The sequence below is a fragment of the Komagataeibacter swingsii genome, assembly GCF_003207895.1.
Classification (GTDB): domain Bacteria; phylum Pseudomonadota; class Alphaproteobacteria; order Acetobacterales; family Acetobacteraceae; genus Komagataeibacter; species Komagataeibacter swingsii.
The window spans coordinates 116322-140267 of record NZ_NKUB01000004.1 but is presented as its reverse complement, the minus strand read 5'-3'; the positions used below and the strand labels follow the sequence as shown (position 1 = coordinate 140267).

Below are 23946 nucleotides of genomic sequence, written 5' to 3'. Positions count from 1 at the left end.
TTTCCGCCATCAAGTCCTTATTTTTAAATTATGTTTCAGGTATTTTTTAATGGCACGCAGATCATGGCAGCAAGCCCAACGTCTTTGCCTTTCATACCGCCTGCCCTCCTGCTCACCGGAGCAAAACACGCGCGATTGGCCCTGTTTCCCATCCGGCCCACGCATCGCATCCGTGTCGCCCCTGACCCGCGCGTACTGGCGGGCAACCCGGTATGGAGACCTGTTGCTTTTGCCCCCATAACAGGCAAAATCGCACCCTCTCCCGTTCGGGCTGCCTGCCGCATGCTGCAAAATGGAACGTTCATGACCGATTTACCTGCCTCCCTCGCGCCTGTGCTGGAACAGGCGGACCACACGCTTGATGACGCCCTGGCGCGGCTGCTCGCGTTCCTGCGCATTCCCAGCATCTCCACCCAGCCCGAACACGCGGCGGATTGCAGGCAGGCGGCACGATGGCTGCGCGATGAACTCGACAGCCTCGGCTTTGACGTGACACTGCATGAAACGCCCGGCCATCCCATCCTGGTGGCGCATGACCGCACGCCACCCGCTGGCCCGCACGTGCTGTTTTATGGCCATTACGACGTGCAGCCTGTTGACCCGCTGGAATTATGGACGACCGCCCCGTTTGAACCCGCGCTGGTCACGGCGGCGGACGGACGCAGGCAGATCACCGCGCGCGGCGCATCGGATGACAAGGGTCAGGTCATGACCTTTATCGAGGCCCTGCGCGCCATCCGCGCCACGACCGGGCGGATGCCGGTGCGCATCTCGCTCCTGATCGAGGGCGAGGAGGAATGTGGCGGCCCCAGCCTGCTCCCCTTCATGGAAACCCACCTGGAAGAACTGCGCGCCGATGTCGGGCTGATCTGCGATACCGCCATGCTGCCCGGCGTGCCCGCCATCACCACCACGTTGCGTGGCATGGTGGGCGAGGAAATCCACCTGCGCTGCGCAAGCCGCGATCTGCATTCGGGCATTTACGGCAATGCCGCGCGCAACCCGGCGGACGTGCTGTGCCGGGTGCTGTCCTCCCTCCGCGATGACGCCACCGGCCGCGTCACCCTGCCCGGTTTCTATGACGGCGTGCAGGACCCGCCGGAGGCGCTGCGCGCGCGCTGGCGTGAAATCGCCCCCGATGACGCAACCTTCCTGGGGGATGTCGGACTGTCGCAGCCTGCGGGCGAAAAGGGATACACCGCCATCGAGCAGACATGGTGCCGCCCCAGTTTCGAGATCAACGGCATATCCGGCGGCTACACCGCCGAAGGCTTCAAGACCGTGCTGCCGGGTGACGCGATGGCAAAGGTGTCATTCCGGCTGGTGGCGGGCCAGGACCCGGTGCGCATCCGCCAGGCCTTCTGCGCCCATGTGCGTGACCAGTTGCCGCCTGACTGCACGGTCACCTTCACGCCCTGTGGCGGGTCGGTCGCCAGCGTCGTGCCCGATGACACCTTTGGCCTGCAGCCCGCGCTGGCGGCGCTGGGGGATGAATGGGGCACGCCCGCGGTCACCATCGGCTGTGGCGGGTCGATCCCGGTGGCGGCCGACATGCAGCGTATCCTGGGCATGTCCGCCCTGCTGGTAGGCTTCGCGCTGGATGATGACCGCGTGCATTCCCCCAACGAGAAATATGACCTGACATCCTTCCACAAGGGCATCCGGTCATGGATCCGCATCCTGCACGCCATGGGCACGACCGATGCCTGAGACCAGCCTGCCCCTTGCCCTGACCATGGGGGACCCGGCGGGAATCGGGCCGGAAATCACCGCAGGCGCATGGCGGGCCATGCGACAAGGCGCGACACCGTTCGCGGTGCTGGGTGATGCGGGGCTGATCGGGCGGCATGACGTGCCGGTGCGCGAAATCGCCACCATTGCGCAGGCGGCCGAAGTCTTTGTCCACGCCGTGCCGGTGCTGCCGGTCGGGCTGCAGGCGCCGGTCCACGCAGGCCAGCCGGACAGCCGCAACGCCCCCGCCATCACCACGTCCATCGCGCGCGCGGTGGAACTGGCCCGCAATGGGCAGGCCGCTGGCGTGGTGACCAACCCGATCAGCAAGATCGTGCTGAAAAAGGCCGGCTTTCCCTATCCCGGCCATACCGAATACCTGGCCGCCCTGTGTGATGTGCCGGGACGCGAGGTGATGATGCTGGCCTGCCCGGAACTGCGGGTCGTGCCCGTTACCATCCATGTCAGCCTGCGCCGCGCGCTGGATGAGCTGGATACCAGCGCCATCATCGCCGCCACCCGCACCACCCATGCGGCGTTACAGCGTGATTTCGGGATTGCGGCGCCACGCATCGCCATTGCCGGGCTGAACCCCCATGCGGGCGAGGACGGCAGCATGGGCACGGAGGAACAGACCATCATCGCCCCCGCCATCGCCGCCCTGCGCGCCGATGGCATGGACATAAGCGGGCCATGGCCACCCGACACCATGTTCACGCCACCCGCGCGGGCGCGCTATGACGTGGCGATGTGCATGTACCATGACCAGGCACTGATCCCGCTCAAGACCATCGACATGACGCAGGGGGTCAATACCACGCTGGGGCTGCCCATCATCCGCACATCGCCCGATCACGGCACCGCCTTCGACATTGCGGGACGGGGCGTGGCCGATCCGTCCAGCCTTGTCGCGGCACTGCGCATGGCCATGCGGATGGCCGAACACAGGAACAGGTCATGACCACATCCCATCCCGCCCCCATCCGGCTGGGCGTCAACATCGATCATATCGCCACCGTGCGCAATGCGCGCGGCGGCACGCATCCCGACCCGGTCAAGGGGGCGCTGCTGGCGCAGGCATCAGGCGCGGATGGCATTACTGCCCACCTGCGCGAGGACCGTCGCCACATCCGCGACGCCGACCTTGAACGCCTGCGCGCGGACCTGTCGATCCCGCTGAACATGGAAATGGCGGCCACCGAGGAAATGACCACCATCGCCACCCGCCTGCGCCCGCATGCGTGCTGCCTGGTGCCCGAACGGCGGCAGGAAGTCACGACCGAAGGCGGGCTGGACGTGCGCGGGCAGGCCAGCGAACTGGCGCCGCGCATTGCCCGGCTGCGTGATGCGGGCATCCGTGTTTCACTGTTCATCGACCCGGATACGGCCCAGATCGAGACGGCGGCGGAACTGGGGGCAGCCGTGGTGGAACTGCACACGGGCGCCTATGCCGACGCCATGGATGCGGCGGCGCGCGCGGTGGAACTCGGCCGCCTGACCGTGGGCGCGGAACATGCGGCGCGATGCGGGCTGGAAGTCCATGCGGGCCATGGCCTGACCTATGACAATGTCGGCCCGATTGCCGCCCTGCCACAGGTCATGGAACTCAATATCGGGCATTTCCTGATCGGGCAGGCCATTTTTGACGGGCTGCCCGCCGTGATCCGTCACATGAAAAATGTGATCGCAGCAGCACGAAAGTAAAAGAAGTTTTTGGTGAAGCTTTTTCAAAAAGCTTCGAAGAACGCCGCCTTCTTGAAAAAAGGCGGCACCCAGAAACCTTTATTCCTTAACTACCCGTGCCGCCCACGGTCAGGCCAGTCATTTTGAGCGTGGGCTGGCCCACGCCCACCGGCACGCCCTGCCCTGACTTGCCACAGGTGCCGATACCGGGGTCAAGGGCGGGTTCGCCGCCAATCATCGTCACCTTGGTCATGGCGTCCGCGCCATTGCCGATCAGGGTCGCGCCACGGACGGGGGTGGTGATCTTCCCGTCCTCGATCATGTAGGCCTCGGATGCGGCAAACACGAATTTGCCCGATGTGATGTCCACCTGCCCCCCGCCGAAATTGACCGCATACAGTCCGCGCTTCGTGCTGCGGATCATGTCATCGGTCGTGGCGTCGCCGCCCAGCATGATGGTGTTGGTCATGCGCGGCATGGGCGCATGGGCATAGGACTGCCGCCGCCCGTTGCCGGTGGGGGCAACCCCCATAAGGCGGGCGTTGAGGCGGTCCTGCAGGTAGCCGGTCAGGATGCCGTCCTCGATCATCACGGTACGGCTGGTAGGGGTGCCTTCATCATCAATGGTCAGGCTGCCCCGGCGTTCAGGCAGGGTGCCATCATCCACCACCGTCACGCCCGGGGCCGCCACGCGCTTGCCCATAAGCCCGGCAAAGGCGGACGTGCCCTTGCGGTTGAAATCACCTTCCAGCCCGTGGCCCACGGCCTCATGCAACAGGATACCGGGCCAGCCGGCCCCCAGCACCACTTCCATTTCCCCCGCGGGGGCGGGACGGGCATCAAGGTTGACCAGCGCCATGCGCAGGGCCTCGTCCACCGCACCCTGCCACACCTGCGGCGACAGCAGGCGGGTATAGGAATACCGGCCACCCAGACCGTAGCCGCCACTTTCACGCCGCCCGTCCTGTTCCACCACCACCGATACGTTCATGCGCACCAGCGGGCGGATATCGGCCATGCGCTGCCCATCGGGGCGGATGATCTGGATCGCCTGCCATTCCGCGGAAATCGAAGCCATGACCTGCACCACACGCGGGTCACGCGCGCGGGCATAGGCATCGAGTTCCGACAGCATGGCGGCACGGGAGGCAAAGGCCCCTTCTTCCAGCGGGTTGATATCGGGATACAGGCGGTGGTTGGTCGAACGCGGCCCCACGGCCAGCGTGCCCGAACGGCCCGCCCTGATCTGGCTGACGGTTTCCCCGGCGCGGCGGATCGCGCTTTCGCTTATGTCATCGGAATGGGCGAATCCGGTTTCCGCTTCCAGCACGGCGCGCAGGCCGAAACCGGAAGACGTGTCAAAGGTGGCGGACCGGATCACCCCTTCATCCAGCGAAATCCCCTCGCTTTCACGATATTCCAGGAAAAGCTCGCCATCATCCATGCCCTCCAGCGCATGGCGAACCAGACGCTCGGCGTCGGGGCGGCCAAGGCGCGCGCCCGCCCGTTCAAAAAACAGGGCATCGGTTGCAGCCAGCGGGGAAAGACCCTGAAGGGATGAGGGCATGAAACGGTGACTCCGGTTGGCGGAACAGGGGTGAAAGGACATGGACGCGCGGGCCGCGCGGGCCAGGAGGGCAGGCAGCATAGCCGGTTTTGACCTATGGGGAAAAGCTGGTCTCTCTTCATGACAGGCACCATGCGTGAAAATGAACTTCCCTCCATCTGGACGGTTTCCCTTTGTGGTAGGGACGCAAGGCAGGGCATTGTGCAAGGATCAGGTTTTCATTGTTTGGAGAAATGGCGTCTCGTGAAAGTTTCCCTCCTGTGCGGTTCTAGCCTGTCCCGGTCCGCGCCCCGCCAGGCCGGGCTGTTGCTGGCCAGCCTTCTTTACGCGGGCGCGCCCGCCCAGGCCCAGACAGCGCCGACCCCATCACAGGTGGCTCCCACGCCGTCGTCTCCCGCTGCTGTCCCCTCCCCGTCCGCCACGGGCACGGATGGGACAACAGCCGCCCCGGCTCCGCCTGCCTCCGTCACCGGAATATCGGCACAGCCGCAGGGACAGGTGGACCAGACCTATTCCGTCCCAACGCCTGAACCCCTGTCGGGAAGCGGAAACATGCTGCCACCCGCCCACGCCACCACACCGGATGCCGCGACCCAGCCCCCGCCCGCACAGGCGGGCACGGCTGCCGCATCCCCGGCGACGGTCGCCCCCGGCGCGGACAGCAAGGCCCCGGCCAGCCCGACGGACACGCCACCCGCCACGCAGGCAACCCCCGTGCCCGCCGCGCCCGATGGCGCGACCATGCCGGCCGGCACCGGCACGCCCACCCCGGCAGCACCCGTCCCGGCGCCCGCGGGGATGCCTGCGGCCGGCGGTTCCGACCATGCCGACCCCCCCCCCCCCCCCCCCGGTACGAATCCGGTCCAGACCGTGCACAAGGATGGCCCGGCTTCCACCGGCGGCAGCCCCGTGCCGCCAGCCAACGCCCCGCTGTCCGATGCGGGCGCGCCGGCCGCGCTGGTGCAGGACCTGCGCCCCCCTTCGATCGTGCTGGACGGGCTGTTCCAGGCGATTGGCGAGGCGCATATCTATACCGACGCCAAGACGGCAGCCGACGCCGTGCCGGACGAAGCCCCGGCCGACCTCATGGCGGAATACAATGTCGCCAAGCTGCGGCCCGACTTTTCGCTCAAGGATTTCGTGGCGCGGCATTTCACCCTGCCCGAACGCAAGACGGTTTCCTACCAGCGCAGCCCCGATGAAAACGTGCGCGACTACATCAACGGCATGTGGGACGTCCTCAGCCGGCCGCCCGACACGCAGGTGGCGTATTCATCCCAGCTTCCCCTGCCCTATACCTATGTCGTGCCCGGTGGGCGTTTCAGCGAGCTGTATTACTGGGACAGCTACTTCACGATGATCGGGCTGTATGAAAACCAGAAGATCGACCTCATGCGCGACATGGTGCGCGACATGGCGTCGATGATCGACCGGTACGGCCATATCCCCAATGGCAGCCGGACCTATTACCTCAGCCGGTCGCAGGTTCCGTTCTTCTCGCTCATGGTGGACCTGCTGGCCATGCATGATGGCCAGGTGGCCTACACCACCTTCCTGCCCGAACTGCAGGCGGAATACGATTACTGGATGGACGGGCAGGATTCCGTCCCGCCCGGCGGCGCCTACCGCCATGTGGTGCGCTTGCCCGATGGCACGGTCATGAACCGCCACTGGGATGACATGGATACCCCGCGCGACGAAAGTTACCCGGAGGATGTCGCCACGGCGGCGCATTCCGACCGCCCGAAGGAAGAGGTCTATCGCGACCTGCGCGCCGGTTCGGAAACGGGATGGGATTTCTCGTCCCGGTGGCTGGCGGACGGGCATACCCTGTCCACCATCCACACCACCGACCTGCTGACGGTCGAGCTGAACTGCATGATCCCGCACCTGCAGCAGACACTGGCCCACGCCTATGAACTGAAAGGCAACAAGGAGGAAGCCGCCCGCTACAGCCGCCTGGCGCAGGGACGCATCGAGGCGATGCAGCGCATCCTGTGGGATGAACGCCGGGCCGCCTTCATCGATTATGACTGGAAGAAGGGGGAATCGACCTCCATCCTGTCAGGCGCCACCGTCGTGCCGCTGTTCATGCAGATGGCGACACCCGAGCAGGCCAAGGCCGTATCCGAAAGCGTGCGCAAAAACCTGCTCAAGGTTGGCGGCCTGATCGCCACCGAACGCAGCGGTAGCGGGCAGCAGTGGGATTCCCCCAACGGGTGGGCGCCACTGCAATGGATGGCGGTCAAGGGCCTGAACCAGTACGGATATGATGCGCTGGCCAGTGATATCGCGGCCCGCTGGATGGGGCGTGTGATCGGCACGTATGAAAAATCCGGCGTGCTGCTGGAAAAATATGACGTGGTCAATCCGTTCATCAGCCCCAAGGGCGGCAAGGGCGGCGGCGAATACCCGATGCAGATCGGGTTTGGCTGGACCAACGGCACGCTGCTAGGGCTTATGAACCGCTACCCGCAGAACACCCGTGTCGTGCTTGACCGCAACCCGGCGGCCGACCAGCCATCGCCGCAGCCCCTGCCGCCGATGAATGCCTATGGCGTGCAGAGCGACAATGACGCGCTGAGCCGCTACAGCCAGCCCACCGTCACCCTGGCCCCGCGCCCCGTGGCCCCGACGCCCACCCTGCCGCAGATGTCGGTCGTGGGGGCCAGCGCGCCGTCTTCGGCCACACAGATCCCCCCCTCCCCTGCACCTGCACCTGCACCTGCACCTGCACCTGCACCTGCACCTGCACCTGCACCTGCACCTGCACCTGCACCTGCACCTGCACCTGATGCTGCGGCGAATACACCGTCTGCGGCAAGCCCGCCTGCCACCACGGTTTCATCGCCTACGTCCCCTGCCGCGGACCAGCATGCGGACACACCCGCGCCTGCCAGCACGCCAGACAAGGCGGCGGCAGCGCCACAGGCAGCGGCACCAGCATCGGATGCGCCAGCTACGCCCCAGCCGACCCCCGCGCAGCAACCCGCTGCGACCACGACACAGGCCATACCCGCCGTTATGGCCCCGTCGCAACCGGCTGCCCCGGTGGTCCCGGCACCCCCAGCAGCCAGCCCTGAAGCGGGACAGGCAGCCCCCAGACCGTCAGGCCATGACAGCGCCCTGCCACCATCATAAAAAAAGGGAAAGGCATAAGCCTTTCCCTTTTTTTGCCCGCCGGGTGGAGGCGCAGACGCCACGTCCGGATCAGGCAGAAGCCTTCATTCCGGTCAGCTTTTTTTCAGCATGTGATACGAAATCATCTGGGCAAACTGGACCAGCACCTTCCTGCCCATTTTGCTTTCACCTTCATGCCGCGAACGGAAAACAAACGGCAGTTCGATCACCTTGGGTACCGTCTGCTGCGCCATCAGCAGATCCAGCAGGATCTTGAACCCGATACCCGACAGATGCGGCAGGGATTTGATAACCAGGTCGCGCCTGACGGCAAAAAAACCGCTCATCGGGTCGCGCACCCGCACGGACAGGAAGCACTGCGCGATGCGAATCCCCGCATTGGACAGAAACAGGCGCCACGAATTGGCCAGGCCGCTATTGTCGCCGCCTTCCACATGGCGGCTGCCGACCACAATATCGTACCCCTTCTGCTCGATGGCATCGACCATCTGTTCCAGCAGGTTTTCATCATGCTGCAGGTCCCCATCCATCACCGCAACCACAGGGGCGGATGAAGACAGGATTCCCTCGATCACGGCAGATGACAGCCCACGACGTCCCACGCGCAGGATACCGCGCACGCGGCTGTCCTCCTGCGCCAGACGCCATACCTCGTCTATGGTGCCGTCGGGTGAGCTGTCATCAACGAAGATCAGTTCCCAGGCATGGTGCTTTACGGCCTTTTCCACCGCATGGAACAGGGGAACGACATTTCCACGCTCATTATAGCATGGGATGATGATGCTGATTACCGGCCCCGACCGGACCCCGCACCCGACGTGCGTGTCCTGCTGCAATGAGGCGGAAGAAACGTGCATGATCAATAAAGGTCCCCGGGGTTCACATACCAGACGGACAGACGACCAGAGCTATAACCAACCAGATCGTGATCCATTGGGAAGTTGGGGATAAAGGATTTCCCGCACTGCCGCAACATGACGGGAAGGATACCGCAAAACGGAAACAAGCCGGTTATCCGAGAATAACCGGCTTGTAAATCTGGTCGGAGTGAGAGGATTCGAACCTCCGGCCCCTGCGTCCCGAACACAGTGCTCTACCAGGCTGAGCTACACTCCGTTGCAGGCGGCTATACAGGGCCGCTGCATTTAAGGCAAGGGGATAGATGAAAGATTTACAGCGTGCTGACCCTGTCGCGTGCATCCGCCTGCACCGGCAGGGCCGCCAGCGCCGCCATCAGGGTCGCGACATCGGGCACCACCTCAAACAGGTTCCGCGCCGTGGGGGATGCGAACCCATCTGCGATACAGCCATCCACCAGGGCCAGCAGCGGATCGGCCCAGCCCGCCACGTTGACGATGTAGATCGGCTTGTCATGCTGGCGCAGCTGCCGCCATGTCATGATCTCGATCGTCTCGTCAAAGGTGCCAAGCCCACCGGGCATCACCACGAAGGCGTCCGACTGGGCGAACATCCGCGCCTTGCGGTCATGCATGCTGTCGGTCACGGTCAGGTCGGTCACGCCTTCATGCATGATCTCACGCGAATGCAGGAAGGCGGGAATGATCCCGGTCACCGCCCCGCCCGCAGCCAGCACCGCATCGGCCACGGTGCCCATCAGGCCGACATGGCCCCCGCCATAGACCAGCCTGACCCCGGCCTGACCCAGCGCCGTCCCCAGCGCACGCGACTGCGCCGCGTATTCCGGCCGGGAGCCGAAACGCGATCCACAAAAAACGGCAACGGATGAAATCTGCATCTACCCAGCTCAGCTCCCCACAGGACTATCGGCCCGCCACGCCATTCAGCGCGGCAGGAATTTCAACACAATGGTTACACCCACACCCGCCAGCGTGAACAGGGCGGACACCAGAAACAGCGCGCCATATCCCATTGTCTGGATCACCAGCCCCAGCAGGGGGCCGGACAGACCCACGGCGATATCAAGGAATACGGAAAAGGCCCCGAGTGCCGCCCCCCGGTTTTCCGGCCCCACGCGCGCCACCGCCAGCACGCCCATGGCCGGAAACACGAGCGAGAACCCCGCACCGGTCAATGCAGCCCCCAACGCCGCCCCCCTGACCGAGGAACACTGCCACAGCACGCACAGCCCCAGCGTTTCAACCAGCAGCGAGATGAATGTGACAGCCAGCCCGCCACGGCGGTCGATCTGCCGGGCGAACAGGAAGCGCATCATCACGAACGACAGGCCGAATCCGGTCAGCGCGGTTGCCGCCCCGCTCCAGTTGTTATGGGCGTAGAACAGCGCAAGGCAGGCCGAAATCGTCCCGAATCCGACAGACCCGCACGCCAGCACCATCCCATGCGGCAGCACGCGCCGGAAGACGGCATGGAACGGCATGGGCGGCGCCTCGCTGGGCACGGGCGGTACGGGGGCATACTGCCGCGCCAGTACGAAACCGAACAGCGTCAGCCCCGCTGACAGCAGTCCCACAACCGTAAGGCCGCCATATGGCAGCGGCAGTCCCGACAGGATCTGCCCGATGGGCGCGCCAAGAGCGATGCCGCCATACGAGGTCACGCCATTCCACGATATGACCTGTGCCGTGCGGGCCGCGCCGACGCGCCCGATATTCCACATGATGGCGCCTGTGGCCGTCCAGCTTTCGCCAATGCCCAGCAGGATGCGGCTTGCAATCAGCAGGACAACGGACAGGGCCGCAAAATGCAGCAGCAGCCCCGACAGCATGAGCGCCGCCCCGGACAGGGTACAGACCGCAAGCCCGACCACCACCGTGGGTTTCGCCCCCCGGCGGTCCGCCTGCCGCCCCGCCCCCGCGCGCGAGGCAAAGGTGGCGAGGTACTGCACGGACACCGCCAGCCCGGCAAGGACCGTGTTGTATCCGAGTACCTGATGCACAAAGACCGGGATGACCGCCATTGGCAGGCCGATATCAATGTAACACAGGAGGTTGAACAGCACGACGGGCAGTATCCGTCGTGTAGGTGACCCCGATGCAGCCTGCGGCCCGGTCATGATACGCATAAACTCCGTAATGAAAAACAAGCGTCCCGATCAAACGCGGATACCAGCAATACCACCCGCCCCACAAAATCACTGTGGAGCAAAAGCACCATAGGGCTTATGGAAAAACCTGGAAAAACCAATCCATGGCCCTTCGTTCCCGCACGACTGCCCTGTGCGGGCTGCATGCAAGCGTGATCTGGAAGGATTCAGAACCCATGACACAGTCGCCCAAACCGGATGCCGGTGGCTATACAACCGTTTCCACCCGTACCGCCTATGAAAATCCATGGACCCGCGTGCGCGAGGACATCATCATCCGCCCCGGCGGCAGGCAGGGACTGTATGGCGTGGTGGAACGGGGGGATTTTGTCGTGATCCTGCCGCTATGGGACGGCCCGGAAGGCCCCCGCGTCACACTGATCCGCCAGTACCGCTATCCCATCGGCAAGCGGATGTGGGAACTGCCCATGGGCATGTGGGAAGACCGCCCCGATGCAACGCCTGAAGACGTGGCGCGGGGCGAACTGCGCGAGGAAACCGGCCTGATCGCCGGGCAGATGCGCGATGCGGGCCTGATGTACCAGGGGGCGGGCTACACGACCCAGAAAGGCCGGGCCTATCTTGCCACCGGATTGCAGCAGGGTCCGCACCAGCGTGAGGAAACGGAGGAGGACATTACCTGCCATGTCGTCACGCTGAAGGAAATGGAAGCGATGATCGTGGACGGGCGCATCACCTGCATGGTCACGATCGCGGCATTCGGCCTGATCCGCGCGCGCGGCTGGATCTGACCCTGCCGGAGATCCGACTGAAAAGACTGTTTAAAGCAGTCACATCATGACAATGCCTTAAAATCAAAAGACGTTTTTGGTGAAGCTTTTTTCAGGGCCTGTTGGGGATTAGCGTGAATTGATGACTGCGGCCACGAGATAGATCATGGCCGAGAATGACCTGTCTGTCTTGTCGCTGCGCATGGCGATGCGCTTGAACTCCTTGAGTTTGCAGAAGAAGTTCTCGATAAGATGGCGCGCTTTGAACAGGGCTTTATCGAACGGGCGTCTGTCGAGGCGGTTTTTGCGCTGGGGAATGACCACACAGGCGCCTTGCGCGCGTATGCTGTCCACAATCCAGTGCACATCAAATGCCTTGTCGGCAAGAATGCCCCCGAAATCGGCCGGTTCAAGAAGGGGCGCAACCCCGACCGTATCGTAATGCTGGCCGGGGATAAGGGTAAAGCGGACCAGGTTACCCAAGGCGTCGGTCATGGCGATGATCTTGGTCGACCATCCCGTCACACTGCGTCCGATCGCCTGATTTCGGGTCCCCCTTTTGCGCCCTGGCCATGACGGTGAACCCGCACCACCGTGCCGTCGATCATCGCATATTCCATGTCGGCGTCGTCCGAGACAGCCTCGAAAATTCGCTGGAAAACCCCGGCTTTCATCCAGTCGCTGTAGCGCGAGTAGACCGAGTTCCAATGTCCGAAATATGTCGGCAGATCCCGCCATGGACTGCTGGTCCGCGCAATCCACAAGACCGCCTCGATGAAAAGGCGGTTATCCTTCCCGCTGCGGCCCCGATCCGTCTTCTTGCCAAGGCACAGGGGTTCCATCTTCGCCCATTGGGCATCTGTCAGTATGAAGCGATCCATACAGACCTTGAATCACATCCAGATGCTTCAGAAAAGCATAATTCCCAACAGGCCCCAAAAAGCTTCGAAGAACGCCGCCTTTTTGAAAAAAGGCGGCGCCCAAAACCTTTTATCCTTTGATTAACAGGTTGTTTTCAAACAGCCTTTAACGACGCAGCGGCGTCAGGTAACGTTCCAGATTGACGCGCAGCGGCATGAGATAGGTATTGCCGCCTGCCTGCGCCACCGTATCCATCATCTGCCGCGCGAAGGCGATGTTGGCGTCCAGTGTCGGCTCGAAATCATGGGGGAAGATGACGTGATTCGTCGTTTCCCAGTACGAACGCGATTTTGGGCCGACCACGGGGGAAATCCCCCAGAACACGTTTTCCCCATGCAGCCAGTTCATGCACAGCTCCAGCATCCGCATGTCAAAAATAGGCTGGGTGAAGAAACCCGCGGCACCCGCTTCCTTCTTGCGCGCGACCGCCTCCATTTCCTTGTACGGCGCACGGCGGTACGGATCGAATGCGGCATAGACCGCAAGATGCGGTGCCTCCCGCCGGTAACGGGCGATCACGCTCTCGCTGGTATTGGGATAGGTACGGTGCTTCAGGTCCGTTGGCGGATCGCCCTTGACCACCAGCACCTCATGCAGGTCCGGGTCATCCGCGCCCGGCAGCGGCGCATCCGGCGCGATGTCGATGGCGCGGATATGGGGGATCACGCGGGGGAAAACCGGACGGATCAGGGCCGCCGCCTCCCAGCTGCGCATGGGGAAACGCAGCAGGTCGGGAATATTGATCATCTGCGCATCGGGAAACAGCCGGCTGACATCCCCCGCGTCGCGCAGCAGCGTTTCCCGGTCACGCGGGATCAGTTCAACGGAAGTAAGCGTCATGTATTCTCTCCTGTCTGCGGCAAGGGCGCTCAGCGCGCCGGGCCTTCCACAAGTATCCGGGCCGCATCAAGGGTATTGCGCAGCAGGCAGGCGATCGTCATGGGACCAACGCCGCCGGGAACCGGCGTAATCAGGCCCGCGCGCTTTACGGCTTCATCAAACTTCACGTCACCCACCAGCCGCGTCTTGCCATTGGGTAGCGTGACACGGGAAATGCCGACATCGATCACCGTGGCCCCCGGCTTGATCCAGTCGCCACGTACCAGTTCGCGCACGCCCGTCGCCACCACCACGATATCGGCCTGCCGGGCAAGGGATGCGGTATCACGCGTGTCAATATGGGCCACGGTCACGGTGCAGCCCTCACGCAGCAGCAGTTCCGCCATGGGGCGGCCGACAAGGTTGGATGCCCCGATCACCAGCGCGTCCCTGCCCCGCATGTCACCCACATAGTGATGCAGCAGCAGCAGGCAGCCAAGCGGCGTGCAGGGCACGATTCCCGGCAGCCCCAGCGCCAGCCGCCCGGCATTGACCACGCCCAGGCCATCCACGTCCTTTTCGGGAATGATTGCATTGGTCACCACAACCGGGTCCAGCCCTGCGGGCAGCGGCAGTTGCACGAGGATGCCGTGGATTTCGGGATCGACATTCAGCCGTTCGATCAGGCCCAGCAGTTCCTTCTGCGATGTCGTGGCGGGCAGCATGTGCATGAACGACCGCATGCCCGCGCGGTGGGTCTGCAGCGCCTTGTTGCGCACATAGACCTCGCTGGCCGGGTCATTGCCCACCAGCACCACCGCAAGGCCGGGGGTGATGTGGTGCCGGTCGTAGAAGGCGCTGACATCGGCGGCGATATCCTGCGTCATGCGGGCCGCGAAGCCCTTGCCGTCAATCAGGCGCGCGGCATGGGGTTCCTGCGTATCGGATACTGCTGGACCGGTCATCATCCCTCCGGAAACGAACATGGCGATGGCAGCAGATAAGGCAAGAAACCATGGCGCGACAATCATCACCCGGCGTTTTTCTGGCCCATCCGGTAAAAAAACCGGCCTTCCCGCCTTTTGCGCATGAAAAAGGCCGGGGCATGACTACCCCGGCCTGTGTCCCCCCAATGGCGGGGAGGGTGTTACTGGTCGTCTTCGTCAGGGCTGGTCGTGTCAGAATCATCGCTGTTGGGACTGACGGCCACAAAGACGCTCTGCCCGTTGCGCACGACCCGCAGCAGGACGGAATGATTGGCCTGCAGGGCCTGGCGGATGGCGGAAACCGTGGCGCGCGGGTTTTCCACCGGCACATCGCCCACGGACTGGATGACGTCACCCGCATGGATCCCGGCCTGTTCGGCGGCGGAACCGGCCTGCACGTCACTGACCACCACGCCGCGCACGTTTTCCTCCAGCCCGAGCTGCTGGCGCAGGTCAGGCGTCAGGGGCGCGAGCGTCACCCCCAGCTTCGGCCCCTTGTCGGCATCATGGGACGTATCGCCCACCGTGCCATCGGCCGTGCCCCCCTTGCCCAGGCTGGAAATCAGGACGCTGGCGGTCTGCGGCTTGTTGTTGCGCAGGTAGGCGATCGTCGCCTTGGTTCCGGGCACGATGCCTGCCACCTTGACCGCAAGCGTATGCGGCGTGTCGATGGCCTGGCCATTCAGCGAGGTGACGACATCACCCGCCTTCAGCCCCGCCTTTTCCGCAGGACTACCCGAACTGACGCTGGCCACCAGCGCACCCGTAGCCGGCGCGCCGGATGGCGACGGCTTCATGCCCAGCGCACTGGCCATGGACGGCGTGATCGCCTGCGCCGTGACGCCGAGGTACCCGCGAGTGACATGGCCGGTCTTTTCAAGCTGGTCGACAATGTTCTTCACGGTATCGGACGGAATGGCGAACCCGATCCCGATCGACCCGCCAGAGGGCGACAGGATGGCGGTGTTCACGCCCACCACCTTGCCATCCTGCGTGAACAGCGGGCCGCCGGAGTTGCCACGGTTGATCGGGGCATCAACCTGAATGAAGGAATCATACGGGCCATCGCCGATGTCACGGCCACGGGCCGAGACGATACCGGCCGTGACCGTGCCGCCCAGCCCGTAGGGATTGCCCACGGCCACGACCCATTCACCCGGCTCGACCTTGTCCGAATCCCCCAGTTCGATAAAGCGCAGCTTGCCCGACGGCGAGACCTTGAGCAGGGCGATATCCGTCTTGGAGTCGCGCCCCACGATCTTGGCGGGCAGCGCCGTGCCGTCATCCAGCGTCACGGTCACCTTGGTCGCGCCCTTCACCACGTGGTTGTTGGTGACGACATACCCGTCGGGCGAGATGACAAAGCCCGAGCCACGGGCCTCGACGGTATGATGGGCCTGCTGCGGCATCATCTGGAAGGGAAAGGGAAACGGGAAGCCACCGGGCATGCCGCCCTGCCCGCCGTCCTCGCCCACATCCGCGTCCTTGATCCGCGCCGTGATCGACACGACGGCCGGCTTGACCTGCTTGACCAGGTTTACGAAATTCGGCAGCTGCTGGATCTGGGTGTCAGGGTGGATCACCCCGCTGTCATCCGCCCGCGCAAGGGGAGCCGAAAGCAGGCATCCCCCCATTATGGTGCCGGCCACAAGTGTCGCCAGCATCCGGCTATGGCGCCGATGGGGGAAGAGGGTGTTCGACCGCAATACGTCTGACATGGCATCCCTGAACATGGTTGTCCTGCTGAAATCTCTCAAAACGACGGACGGGACCGACCGCCGGGGCTTACAGTCCCATTGACTGCATTGTGCCGCAAGGCAGCCAACCCGTGTCATACCGTTGCATGACAAATAGGTTAGGCACGCAGGCGCTGGAAAAAATCCCGCAACAGCCGCCCCGCCTCGCGCTCACGCACGCCGCCCACGGTTTCGGGGCGGTGCAGGCAGCGTGGCTGCGCGAACAGGCGCGGGCCATGTTCCACCCCGCCGCCCTTCGGGTCATAGGCCCCGAACACGATCTTCCCCACCCGGAAATGCGTGGCCGCGGCCGCGCACATCGGGCATGGCTCCAGCGTGACATACAGCGTGCAGTCCGCCAGGCGCTGTCCGCCACGGCGCACGCCTGCCATGCGCATGGCCTGCATTTCCGCATGGGCGGACGGATCGCCCCATTCCTCCACCCGGTTGCCCGCGCGCGCCAGCAACTGCCCGTCCGGCCCGGACAGGGCGGCCCCCACCGGGACTTCCCCCCGGTCGGCGGCGGCGCGGGCTTCCTCCATCGCGATATCCATGAAATGCGCGGGCGCCGGGCGTGAACGTATCATGCGCATACGATAGCAATCCCCCCTGCCTGCAAGGCCAGCCGACCGTGCCGTACAATTATCCACGACCGGCCATTTTTTTGTGGATAGGCACAACTACAACCTGACAGTATCGTTTCACACAGGTGACAGTCGGGTAAAGATGCCCCATTGGCACAACGGCGGACCGCAACAGGCCGATCCCGTCCCGGATCATGCACCCATCCGGGGTGTGGGTGACCGTACTGGGAGTAAGGTGATGCATACGCTCACGCTTGTTCTTGCCACTGCCGCCATCGTGGCGGGGATGGCCGCGTCAGATGACCTGCGCCGCGCACCGCAGGCCAGCGATACCTGTGTCCTGACCTGCATGCTGCGGTCGCCCCCACGCTGACAACCTGCTTTTTCATGCTGGCATCCTGTCAGGCATGGATTCGGGCATAAAAAATAACAAAAGTTTTGGGGTGGAGCCTTTTTCAACAAGGCCGCGTTTCCTGAAGCTTTTTGAAAAAAGCTTCACCAAAAACTCCTTCATGATTCCCAGGCATCGTAGCTGACCGACGGATGACGCTGGATACAGGCTGTCGCCACATTGCGTTCGTGCACCCTGATTTCAGCAAATCCTGAAATCAGGGGCTACCATCGCAGGCGGTTGCGCATCCTGCGCGGCCCATGCCGGGGTCTCGCCCACCCCGTCGGACCGGGCGGGTACAGGCATGGGCAGTTCATTGACGGTCACGATACGCCATCCCTCCGGCAGGCGTTCGATCACGCTCAGCGCCAGGTTCTGGATGGAAAAATGCAGCGCCGTTTCCGCATGGATGCGCAACGCATGGGCCAAGGCTGCGCGAATGGCGCCCCCGTGGCTGACCACCACCATGTCCTGCCCCGCATGTTCGGCCGCCAGACGGTCAAGGCACGCACCCACACGGGCACAGACCTGCACCATGCTTTCGCCGCCCGGCGGCAGTTCGGTCGCGCCGACGGACCAGAACGGATGGGCGGGCAGGCTCAGCCGCTCTGGCAGGGTATCATGCGTAATGCCGTGCCATTCGCCCATGGACTGTTCGGTCAGGTCGGGTTCCACCTGCCATTCATGCGGGCCATAACCGGCCTGCTGGATGGCGCGCGCCGTCTGCTGCGTGCGTGACAGGGGGGACGTGAACCACAATGCCGGACGCGGCAGGCGACGCGCCAGGGCTTCATACATCCAGCGCTGGGCCACAAGGCTGTCCGGGCACAGAGGCACGTCCATCGCGCCATACAGCCGCATGCGGGCGTTCTGTTCCACCAGTGCGTGACGGATCAGCCAGAATCGGGTCACGCCCTTCTGCAACTGGGGCGTATCAAGGAAATTGCCGTGGTTGGTCTGTATGCTCACGCTGGACATCCATTGAACAGGTAGGTCATGAAATTCATGCAGGCAGAATGGCCCGCGCCCGCCAGCCACGCGGCAGGTAGGTCTGGACCGGCGCCGCCGTGCCAAGCTGCGACCAGTGCCGCAGGATCAGGCTGATCTTGTCAAGAATCCGCCCCACATTGCGCACTTCGCGCCGCAGGCGCTCGGTCGGATCCATGCCGTCATGCGACGGCTCCCCCGCAACCAGCCGGGCGCCCGCGGAAATACGCAGCGCCCCCACGATCACACCGGGCCGGCCGGGATGCGCCAGCGGCACGGGCTGGCCCACATGGCACAGCACGCAGGCCAGGGCCGCATCGGGGTCATCGGGCGGGATCAGGCCGGACAGGTCGGTATTGAGCCAGGCATAAAGCTGTCGCGCCTCCGGCAGGGCCAGCGGGCGGAAAGTCTTCGCGTCACTGTCCGGCGTCCGCACGAAAAAACAGATGATGGTCGGCAGGGTGTCCCACGCATTGTCCATGGGCGCACGATCGGGACGCACCGAAGGCAGGATTTCCAGCGCGGGATCTTCCATGATGCGGGAGGTGACAGCGGACAGGAAACCATGCAGCCGGTCATGGATCACCGTGCGGGGAATGCGGCTGATCGCGGTCATTTCCGCCAGCGCCGCGCACCAGCGCAGGATCAGCCCGACATTATGCCCCGCAGGCAGTCCGGCCACCACCCTGCCCTGCGGCCATGCATGGCGATAGCTGTAATCCCCCAGCCCCACGGGCACGGGGCGCGGGCCATCCAGCCTGCGCCGCACGCCCGCGGGCAGCAGCAGCGCCCCGCAGAATGGCGGGCCAGTAAAGAATTTGGATCCGGTGACCATGACCATCCAGCCCCGGTCCAGATAATCGCGCACCCGCAGCGGGTCCAGCCGGGCCTGGCACGCATCCACCACCACATCGGGGCGGTCTCCCGACCTGTCCGCCGGCATGCAGGCCTGTTCCAGCGCGGGCAGTCCGGGCGCCAGCAGCCCGGTCTTGGACAGGTCCAGCCGGTGCAGCAGCACATGCCGGCCCGCCGCGCGCATTTCATGGGTCAGGCGGCAGGTCTCCGCATCGACATCAGCCGCCGGGCGCACATGGCCCGCCGCATCACGCATCGGCACGTTCACCACGAACGTATCGGTGGGAAAACCGGCAATGGGCATGCCGCGTGTCACCGGATGGCCAAGGGCGGTATCATTGGCGAAATGGCATCCCATGGCGGCCAGCGGCACGCCGCTGCCGGTTTCCTCCGGCGCAAGCAGGATATTGCTGACAGCCCGCCCGCCGGGTGCCAGGGCGGCCAACGCCAGCGCATACAGTTCGCAATCCGTGCCCGATGGGGCCAGCACGACCCCTTCCCCCGCTTCAAGGCCAAAATGCGCGGCGATACGGGCCTGTATGTCCCCATCCAGCGTCCGCGCCGCATCCTCGCCCCGCCCGTGCAACGCACCGGACAGCAGGGACAGGCGCGCGGTCTCCGCCCCCGCAAAGCCCCGTTCGGACAGTGATGACGCAGTGGAGGACGCAAAGGTGATGGCCCATGGCCGGGGCCGGTGCGAACAGCCGTAATGGTTCAGCCCCGTCGCGGGGTCCACGGCCAGGCGGGCGTCACCGCCTGTGGCCATCAGGCTTTCGGTCGGCCCCAATAGGGGCCACAGGGCGCATAATGCGTCATGCAGCGCATCGAAGGGAGATGATCCGTCCGGCAACGACACGGCTGGCTGCAAGGGCGCCAGGGCGGACCATATCTGGCGCAGGGCCGTGGCAGGGGGCACCTGCGCCACCGCCATCTGCGGCACCCATGCCGCCGGTGCATCCGCATCCGACCGGCCGGTATCAAGATACCAGAACAGAGCCGCCGTCCGCGCGGCGCAGAAGGCCGCGCACAGGCCCCTGTGCGGCGCGATGTCCAGCAGCGCGGCCAGTTCCAGCGCGTGCCGCAGGAAAAAGGCCGTTTCCTCCTGCTGTCCCTGCGCAGGCAGCCCCAGCACGATGACCCCGCCGGGCTGGACGCGAAACGGCAGGTCCAGCGTCGGGTCCAGCGTGATCCGCCTGTCGCCCGCAATCACCCGCAGGTCCGGTCGTTCCAGAACGCGCAGCAGCTCCTGCGTCAATGTGTGGGCGAACACCGTGTCACTTCCTTTTCCACGCTGCCAGGCGGCACGGTCCAGCCAGCCTGATCCATGATACGGCGCATATGCTCCGGTGGCATGGCCGTGGCATGCACGGGCACATCCAGTGGCAGATGGATGCTCCGGCTCATAAGGTGTAGCGCCCCCGCGTCGCGCGCGCCATAGCGCGTGTCGCCCCGTATGGGACACCCGAGCGCAGCGCAATGCGCGCGGGCCTGATGGGTGCGCCCGGTTTCGAGAACCAGTTCCAGCCAGCTTATGGGTATCCCGGCATCATCATGCCCCGTCGCCAGCATACGCCAGCGCGTCCGGGCGGGCTGGCCGCCGGTTTTTACCGGCTGCATCCGCCACTGCCTGCCCTGTTCCACCCGGGCAAGCGGCATATCGATCACGCCCTGCGCGGCATCGGGCGTGCCCTGCACAATGGCCCAGTAGGTCTTGCGCGCGCGCCCCGCCGCGAAACATGCCTGCACCGCAACCAGCGCCTGCTTGCGCAGGGCGACCACCAGGCAGCCCGATGTATCCTGATCCAGCCGGTGCGCAAGCCATGGGCCGTTCCGGTGCCGCGACAGGGCGGGAAACCAGTCCTCGACACTCGCCCCCCCGCCACGGCCGGAATGGACCGGCAGCCCCGGCGGCTTGTCCAGCACCACAAGCCGGTTATCGCGGTACAGGACCGTGAATGGCAGGGTGGCAGGCGCCTGCCCTGTCCCGCGCGGCATGACGTGGGGTTTCATTCGTCTTCCGTATTGCGCCGCATCAGGACTTCGCGGCGGCCGACATGGTTGGCCTCGCTGACCAGGCCTTCCTTTTCCATCTGCTCGATGATCTTGGCCGCACGGTTATAGCCGATCGACAGGTGGCGCTGGATGAAGGACGTTGACGCCTTGCCTTCACGCGCCACGACCTCGACCGCCTGCGCGAACAGGCCGTCTTCCTCCGCCCCGCCAGCGGGGGCGGCGAAAGGCTTGCCGGAACTGTCTTCCTCCTGCGGGGAAATGACGTCGTCATCATAGATCGGTTCCCCCTGCGTGCGCAGGAAGGCGACGACGGCCTCGACCTCGCTATCATCCACGAACGGGCCATGCACGCGTGTAATCCGGCCGCCTGCCTGCATGAACAGCATGTCCCCGCGCCCCAGAAGCTGTTCGGCCCCCTGCTCGCCCAGGATAGTGCGGCTGTCGAACTTGCTTATGACCTGAAAGGAGATACGGGTGGGAAAGTTCGCCTTGATGGTGCCGGTAATCACGTCCACCGACGGGCGCTGGGTGGCAAGGATCAGGTGAATGCCCGCCGCGCGCGCCTTCTGCGCCAGACGCTGCAGCAGGGCTTCGATTTCCTTGCCCGCCACGATCATGAGGTCGGCCATCTCGTCCACCACGATGACGAGATACGGCAGCGAATCGAGGGCAAGCTGCTGTTCTTCAAACGTGGGCTTGCCGGTTTCGGGGTCGTAGCCGGTCTGGACGCGCCGGGTCACGATTTCACCACGCGCGCGCGCTTCGGCCACGCGTTCGTTATAGCTTGCGATGTTGCGCACCTGCAGGTGCGCCATGCCGCGATAACGGCGGTCCATTTCCCGCACGGCCCATTTGAGTGCCGCAACCGCCTTGGCCGGTTCCGTCACCACAGGCGTCATGAGGTGGGGAATGCCTTCATAAATCGAAAGTTCAAGGATCTTGGGATCGATCAGGATCAGGCGGCACTGCTCGGGCGAGAGGCGATAGAGCAGCGACAGGATCATGGAGTTCACGCCCACCGACTTGCCCGACCCGGTGGTGCCCGCGATCAGCAGGTGCGGCATGGCGGCGAGGTCACTGTAAACCGATTCGCCCGCAATATCCTTGCCCAGCGCAAGGTTGAGGCGCGCGCGCGCATGCGCCCATTGCGGGTCCATGAGCAGTTCGGAGAAATAGACCGTCTCACGCCGTGTATTGGGCACCTCGATCCCGATCACGTTGCGACCCGGGACGGTTGCGATACGCACGCTGAGCACCGACAGGGACCGCGCCACGTCATCGGCCAGGCCGATCACCCGGGCCGCCCGGATGCCGGGGGCGGGCTGGAGTTCATACAGGGTGACCACCGGGCCTGCGTGATAGGCGACGATTTCACCCTGCACCCCGTATTCCGACAGCACGGTGACAAGCTGGGTGGCATTGGCGTGCAGCAGTTCCTCGGTCGGCTTGGTCGCCTCGTTCGATGGCGGGGGCCTGAGCAGCGAAAGCGGCGGGAACTGCCATTCCGGCTGTGGCGGGGGCGTATAGGTATCTTCCGGCGGCGTGGCGGGCATGGCGGGCGGATAATCCGGCAGGCTCGCCGCCGGCTCCTCCGCCGTCCGCCCCGCGCCGGAGAAAAAGCGCGACAGCAGTGTCGGGCGGGCGGATTCCTTGGCCGCTGTCGGCAGGTCATCATGGGGAGAGGCAATGACGGGCGGGGGAGCCTGCGCGTCGGTATCCTCATGCCACGGCACCTGATCCGATACCGGTGCGGGACCGTCCATCAGCAGGGGCTGGGTGATTTCCTCATCCATGCCCGGCGGGTGCATCCAGCTGGTCTGCAGCGAAACCTGCGCGGGCTTGCCGCCCTCCACCTTGCGGCCACCCAGCGCCGGGCGCGCCTCCTCCCGCTTCGCGGTGGGTGCGGGCATGTTCTTCTGCCCCGACGGCCTGGCCGCCTGCGGGTCGGCCATGGGCATCATGGCCGTGCCGGGCGTTGCGCGCGCCGTGGCGGGCATGGGGTCCACCACCGTTTTGCGGCCTGTATCCACAAGCGGCGCATGGAAGGGAGACGGGGCCGGAGCCGCCATGGCCCGCGCCCGCGGCTTTTCCCCCGTGACCCGCTGCAGCCATATGGCCAGGACCATGGGCTGACGCAGCAGGACCCTGATCGCGCGCCCAATGCCCCGCCATTCGGACAGGGACAGGGCAAGGGCCAGAAGCACCAGCAGCCCTCCCAGCACCAGCCCCAGCAGCCAGACGACAAGCGGACCGCCCCGCCCCACGAAAACCGTGGCGGCCTGAATGGACATATGCGCCACCGACAGGCCGACCGCCCCCCCCGGCCCCGCCTGCGTTGGCCATAGCGGGGCCTGGAGGGCGGGCAGCAGCAGCGGCACGGCCGCGATGTCCGCCGCGATGACCGGCAGCGCGCAGACCAGTGCGATGATGCGCAGCAGGGCCGAGGCCAGCCCATGATGCCGGATCAGCCTCCACCCCCATGCCAGCAGGCAGAAAATGGCCAGTATGTCCACGATCCCGAAATTCTGGAGCATGAAATCAGCCATGTACGCGCCGGGGCGCCCCAGCAAGTTGGCTGGCGGCTGCGCACTGGACGTATTGGCCGACGGGTCGCGGGGATCATAACTCCACAGGGCAATGGCAAGACACAGCGCCAGACTCCACAACCCCAGCCCCCCCGCTTCGGTCAACCGGTCGCGCAGGCGCGACCGCACCGGGCCAGAGGACAGCGAGTCAGGGACAAAACGGCTGAAAATCGCCAAAAATCCATATCCTG

At 64.8% G+C, this 23946-nt stretch carries 18 protein-coding genes, 1 tRNA gene and 1 pseudogene; 6 read left to right on the top strand and 14 right to left on the bottom strand.

All coding sequences use genetic code 11. From position 1 onward, the window contains the following. Positions 1 to 303 precede the first annotated feature (303 nt). The 3 genes from CFR76_RS05335 to CFR76_RS05325 are packed head-to-tail and all read left to right on the top strand — an operon-like array spanning position 304 to position 3435. Entirely contained in the window at positions 304 to 1710 is a 1407-nt protein-coding gene (locus CFR76_RS05335) for a M20/M25/M40 family metallo-hydrolase (RefSeq protein ID WP_110556260.1), read from the top strand. Beyond that, positions 1703 to 2692, top strand: a complete 990-nt coding sequence (gene pdxA, locus CFR76_RS05330; RefSeq protein ID WP_110556187.1) for a 4-hydroxythreonine-4-phosphate dehydrogenase PdxA — start codon at positions 1703 to 1705, stop codon at positions 2690 to 2692. The genes CFR76_RS05335 and pdxA overlap by 8 nt, the downstream gene beginning before the upstream one ends. Then, on the top strand, positions 2689 to 3435 hold the full coding sequence (locus tag CFR76_RS05325; RefSeq protein ID WP_110556186.1) for a pyridoxine 5'-phosphate synthase: 747 nt from the start codon (positions 2689 to 2691) through the stop codon (positions 3433 to 3435). Before pdxA ends, CFR76_RS05325 begins: the two co-directional genes overlap by 4 nt. 85 nt (positions 3436 to 3520) lie before the next feature. Here CFR76_RS05325 and tldD read toward each other — a convergent pair whose 3' ends face one another. Then, complete coding sequence (tldD, locus tag CFR76_RS05320) at positions 3521 to 4981, bottom strand: metalloprotease TldD (RefSeq protein WP_110556259.1); 1461 nt, start codon at positions 4979 to 4981, stop codon at positions 3521 to 3523. Positions 4982 to 5722: 741 nt separating this feature from the next. Here tldD and treF point away from each other — a divergent pair. Continuing rightward, positions 5723 to 8122: an alpha,alpha-trehalase TreF gene (treF, locus tag CFR76_RS05315; RefSeq protein WP_408884354.1), complete on the top strand. Its 2400-nt coding sequence runs from the start codon at positions 5723 to 5725 to the stop codon at positions 8120 to 8122. Positions 8123 to 8214: 92 nt separating this feature from the next. Here treF and CFR76_RS05310 read toward each other — a convergent pair whose 3' ends face one another. The 4 genes from CFR76_RS05310 to CFR76_RS05295 form a co-directional block, all read right to left on the bottom strand. Continuing rightward, on the bottom strand, positions 8215 to 8979 hold the full coding sequence (locus CFR76_RS05310; RefSeq protein WP_110556185.1) for a polyprenol monophosphomannose synthase: 765 nt from the start codon (positions 8977 to 8979) through the stop codon (positions 8215 to 8217). A 182-nt stretch (positions 8980 to 9161) separates the two neighbouring features. Continuing rightward, positions 9162 to 9238: transfer RNA gene (locus CFR76_RS05305), tRNA-Pro, on the bottom strand. Between the two features lie 55 nt (positions 9239 to 9293). After that, the gene (locus CFR76_RS05300; protein WP_025439816.1) at positions 9294 to 9878 is read right to left on the bottom strand and encodes an LOG family protein; all 585 of its coding nucleotides are present in this window, start codon (positions 9876 to 9878) and stop codon (positions 9294 to 9296) included. Between the two features lie 45 nt (positions 9879 to 9923). Then, the gene (locus CFR76_RS05295; protein WP_110556184.1) at positions 9924 to 11126 is read right to left on the bottom strand and encodes an MFS transporter; all 1203 of its coding nucleotides are present in this window, start codon (positions 11124 to 11126) and stop codon (positions 9924 to 9926) included. 197 nt (positions 11127 to 11323) lie between these two features. Here CFR76_RS05295 and CFR76_RS05290 point away from each other — a divergent pair, with 197 nt between their 5' ends. Further along, the gene (locus CFR76_RS05290; protein WP_110556257.1) at positions 11324 to 11899 is read left to right on the top strand and encodes an NUDIX domain-containing protein; all 576 of its coding nucleotides are present in this window, start codon (positions 11324 to 11326) and stop codon (positions 11897 to 11899) included. Between the two features lie 108 nt (positions 11900 to 12007). Here CFR76_RS05290 and CFR76_RS05285 read toward each other — a convergent pair. The 5 genes and pseudogenes from CFR76_RS05285 to CFR76_RS05265 form a co-directional block, all read right to left on the bottom strand. Beyond that, positions 12008 to 12720: pseudogene (locus CFR76_RS05285) on the bottom strand (IS5 family transposase). A 184-nt stretch (positions 12721 to 12904) separates the two neighbouring features. Beyond that, positions 12905 to 13639, bottom strand: coding sequence for a methylenetetrahydrofolate reductase (locus tag CFR76_RS05280; protein WP_110556182.1), 735 nt, complete (start codon positions 13637 to 13639; stop codon positions 12905 to 12907). A gap of 29 nt (positions 13640 to 13668) precedes the next feature. Beyond that, positions 13669 to 14583 (bottom strand): bifunctional methylenetetrahydrofolate dehydrogenase/methenyltetrahydrofolate cyclohydrolase FolD, encoded by a 915-nt coding sequence (gene folD, locus CFR76_RS05275; RefSeq protein ID WP_167402056.1) that lies wholly within the window; start codon positions 14581 to 14583, stop codon positions 13669 to 13671. Positions 14584 to 14765: 182 nt separating this feature from the next. Next, positions 14766 to 16337: a Do family serine endopeptidase gene (locus tag CFR76_RS05270; RefSeq protein ID WP_110556180.1), complete on the bottom strand. Its 1572-nt coding sequence runs from the start codon at positions 16335 to 16337 to the stop codon at positions 14766 to 14768. A gap of 122 nt (positions 16338 to 16459) precedes the next feature. Then, positions 16460 to 16933 carry a nucleoside deaminase gene (locus CFR76_RS05265; RefSeq protein ID WP_110556179.1) on the bottom strand — a complete coding sequence of 158 codons (474 nt, stop codon included), beginning with the start codon at positions 16931 to 16933 and terminating at the stop codon, positions 16460 to 16462. Between the two features lie 229 nt (positions 16934 to 17162). On the opposite strand from CFR76_RS05265, the gene CFR76_RS18675 reads away from it, so the two are divergent. After that, a complete protein-coding gene (locus tag CFR76_RS18675) occupies positions 17163 to 17297 on the top strand; it encodes a hypothetical protein (protein WP_264986450.1) in 135 nt (44 codons plus the stop codon). A 219-nt stretch (positions 17298 to 17516) separates the two neighbouring features. On the opposite strand, the gene CFR76_RS05255 is transcribed toward CFR76_RS18675, so the two are convergent. Genes CFR76_RS05255 through CFR76_RS05240 form a run of 4 tightly spaced genes read right to left on the bottom strand, consistent with a single transcriptional unit; the run spans position 17517 to position 23932 of the window. After that, the gene (locus CFR76_RS05255) at positions 17517 to 18293 is read right to left on the bottom strand and encodes a histidine phosphatase family protein (RefSeq protein WP_244191794.1); all 777 of its coding nucleotides are present in this window, start codon (positions 18291 to 18293) and stop codon (positions 17517 to 17519) included. A gap of 25 nt (positions 18294 to 18318) precedes the next feature. Further along, entirely contained in the window at positions 18319 to 20427 is a 2109-nt protein-coding gene (locus CFR76_RS05250; RefSeq protein ID WP_110556178.1) for a hypothetical protein, read from the bottom strand. After that, entirely contained in the window at positions 20409 to 21167 is a 759-nt protein-coding gene (locus tag CFR76_RS05245; RefSeq protein ID WP_110556177.1) for an RluA family pseudouridine synthase, read from the bottom strand. The genes CFR76_RS05250 and CFR76_RS05245 overlap by 19 nt, the downstream gene beginning before the upstream one ends. After that, positions 21164 to 23932, bottom strand: coding sequence for a DNA translocase FtsK (locus tag CFR76_RS05240; protein WP_110556176.1), 2769 nt, complete (start codon positions 23930 to 23932; stop codon positions 21164 to 21166). Before CFR76_RS05240 ends, CFR76_RS05245 begins: the two co-directional genes overlap by 4 nt. Positions 23933 to 23946: the final 14 nt, after the last annotated feature.

Excerpts from the sequence above, each read along its gene's own strand:
- CFR76_RS05270 (WP_110556180.1), bottom strand. The coding sequence starts at position 16,337 with ATGTTCAGGGATGCCATGTCAGACGTATTGCGGTCGAACACCCTCTTC.
- CFR76_RS05255 (WP_244191794.1), bottom strand. The coding sequence starts at position 18,293 with ATGTCCAGCGTGAGCATACAGACCAACCACGGCAATTTCCTTGATACG.
- CFR76_RS05310 (WP_110556185.1), bottom strand. The coding sequence starts at position 8,979 with ATGCACGTTTCTTCCGCCTCATTGCAGCAGGACACGCACGTCGGGTGC.
- CFR76_RS05245 (WP_110556177.1), bottom strand. The coding sequence starts at position 21,167 with ATGAAACCCCACGTCATGCCGCGCGGGACAGGGCAGGCGCCTGCCACC.
- CFR76_RS18675 (WP_264986450.1), top strand. The coding sequence starts at position 17,163 with ATGCATACGCTCACGCTTGTTCTTGCCACTGCCGCCATCGTGGCGGGG.
- folD (WP_167402056.1), bottom strand. The coding sequence starts at position 14,583 with ATGACCGGTCCAGCAGTATCCGATACGCAGGAACCCCATGCCGCGCGC.
- CFR76_RS05265 (WP_110556179.1), bottom strand. The coding sequence starts at position 16,933 with ATGCGCATGATACGTTCACGCCCGGCGCCCGCGCATTTCATGGATATC.
- CFR76_RS05300 (WP_025439816.1), bottom strand. The coding sequence starts at position 9,878 with ATGCAGATTTCATCCGTTGCCGTTTTTTGTGGATCGCGTTTCGGCTCC.
- CFR76_RS05325 (WP_110556186.1), top strand. The coding sequence starts at position 2,689 with ATGACCACATCCCATCCCGCCCCCATCCGGCTGGGCGTCAACATCGAT.
- CFR76_RS05335 (WP_110556260.1), top strand. The coding sequence starts at position 304 with ATGACCGATTTACCTGCCTCCCTCGCGCCTGTGCTGGAACAGGCGGAC.
- CFR76_RS05290 (WP_110556257.1), top strand. The coding sequence starts at position 11,324 with ATGACACAGTCGCCCAAACCGGATGCCGGTGGCTATACAACCGTTTCC.
- treF (WP_408884354.1), top strand. The coding sequence starts at position 5,723 with ATGCCGGCCGGCACCGGCACGCCCACCCCGGCAGCACCCGTCCCGGCG.
- tldD (WP_110556259.1), bottom strand. The coding sequence starts at position 4,981 with ATGCCCTCATCCCTTCAGGGTCTTTCCCCGCTGGCTGCAACCGATGCC.
- CFR76_RS05280 (WP_110556182.1), bottom strand. The coding sequence starts at position 13,639 with ATGACGCTTACTTCCGTTGAACTGATCCCGCGTGACCGGGAAACGCTG.
- pdxA (WP_110556187.1), top strand. The coding sequence starts at position 1,703 with ATGCCTGAGACCAGCCTGCCCCTTGCCCTGACCATGGGGGACCCGGCG.
- CFR76_RS05295 (WP_110556184.1), bottom strand. The coding sequence starts at position 11,126 with ATGCGTATCATGACCGGGCCGCAGGCTGCATCGGGGTCACCTACACGA.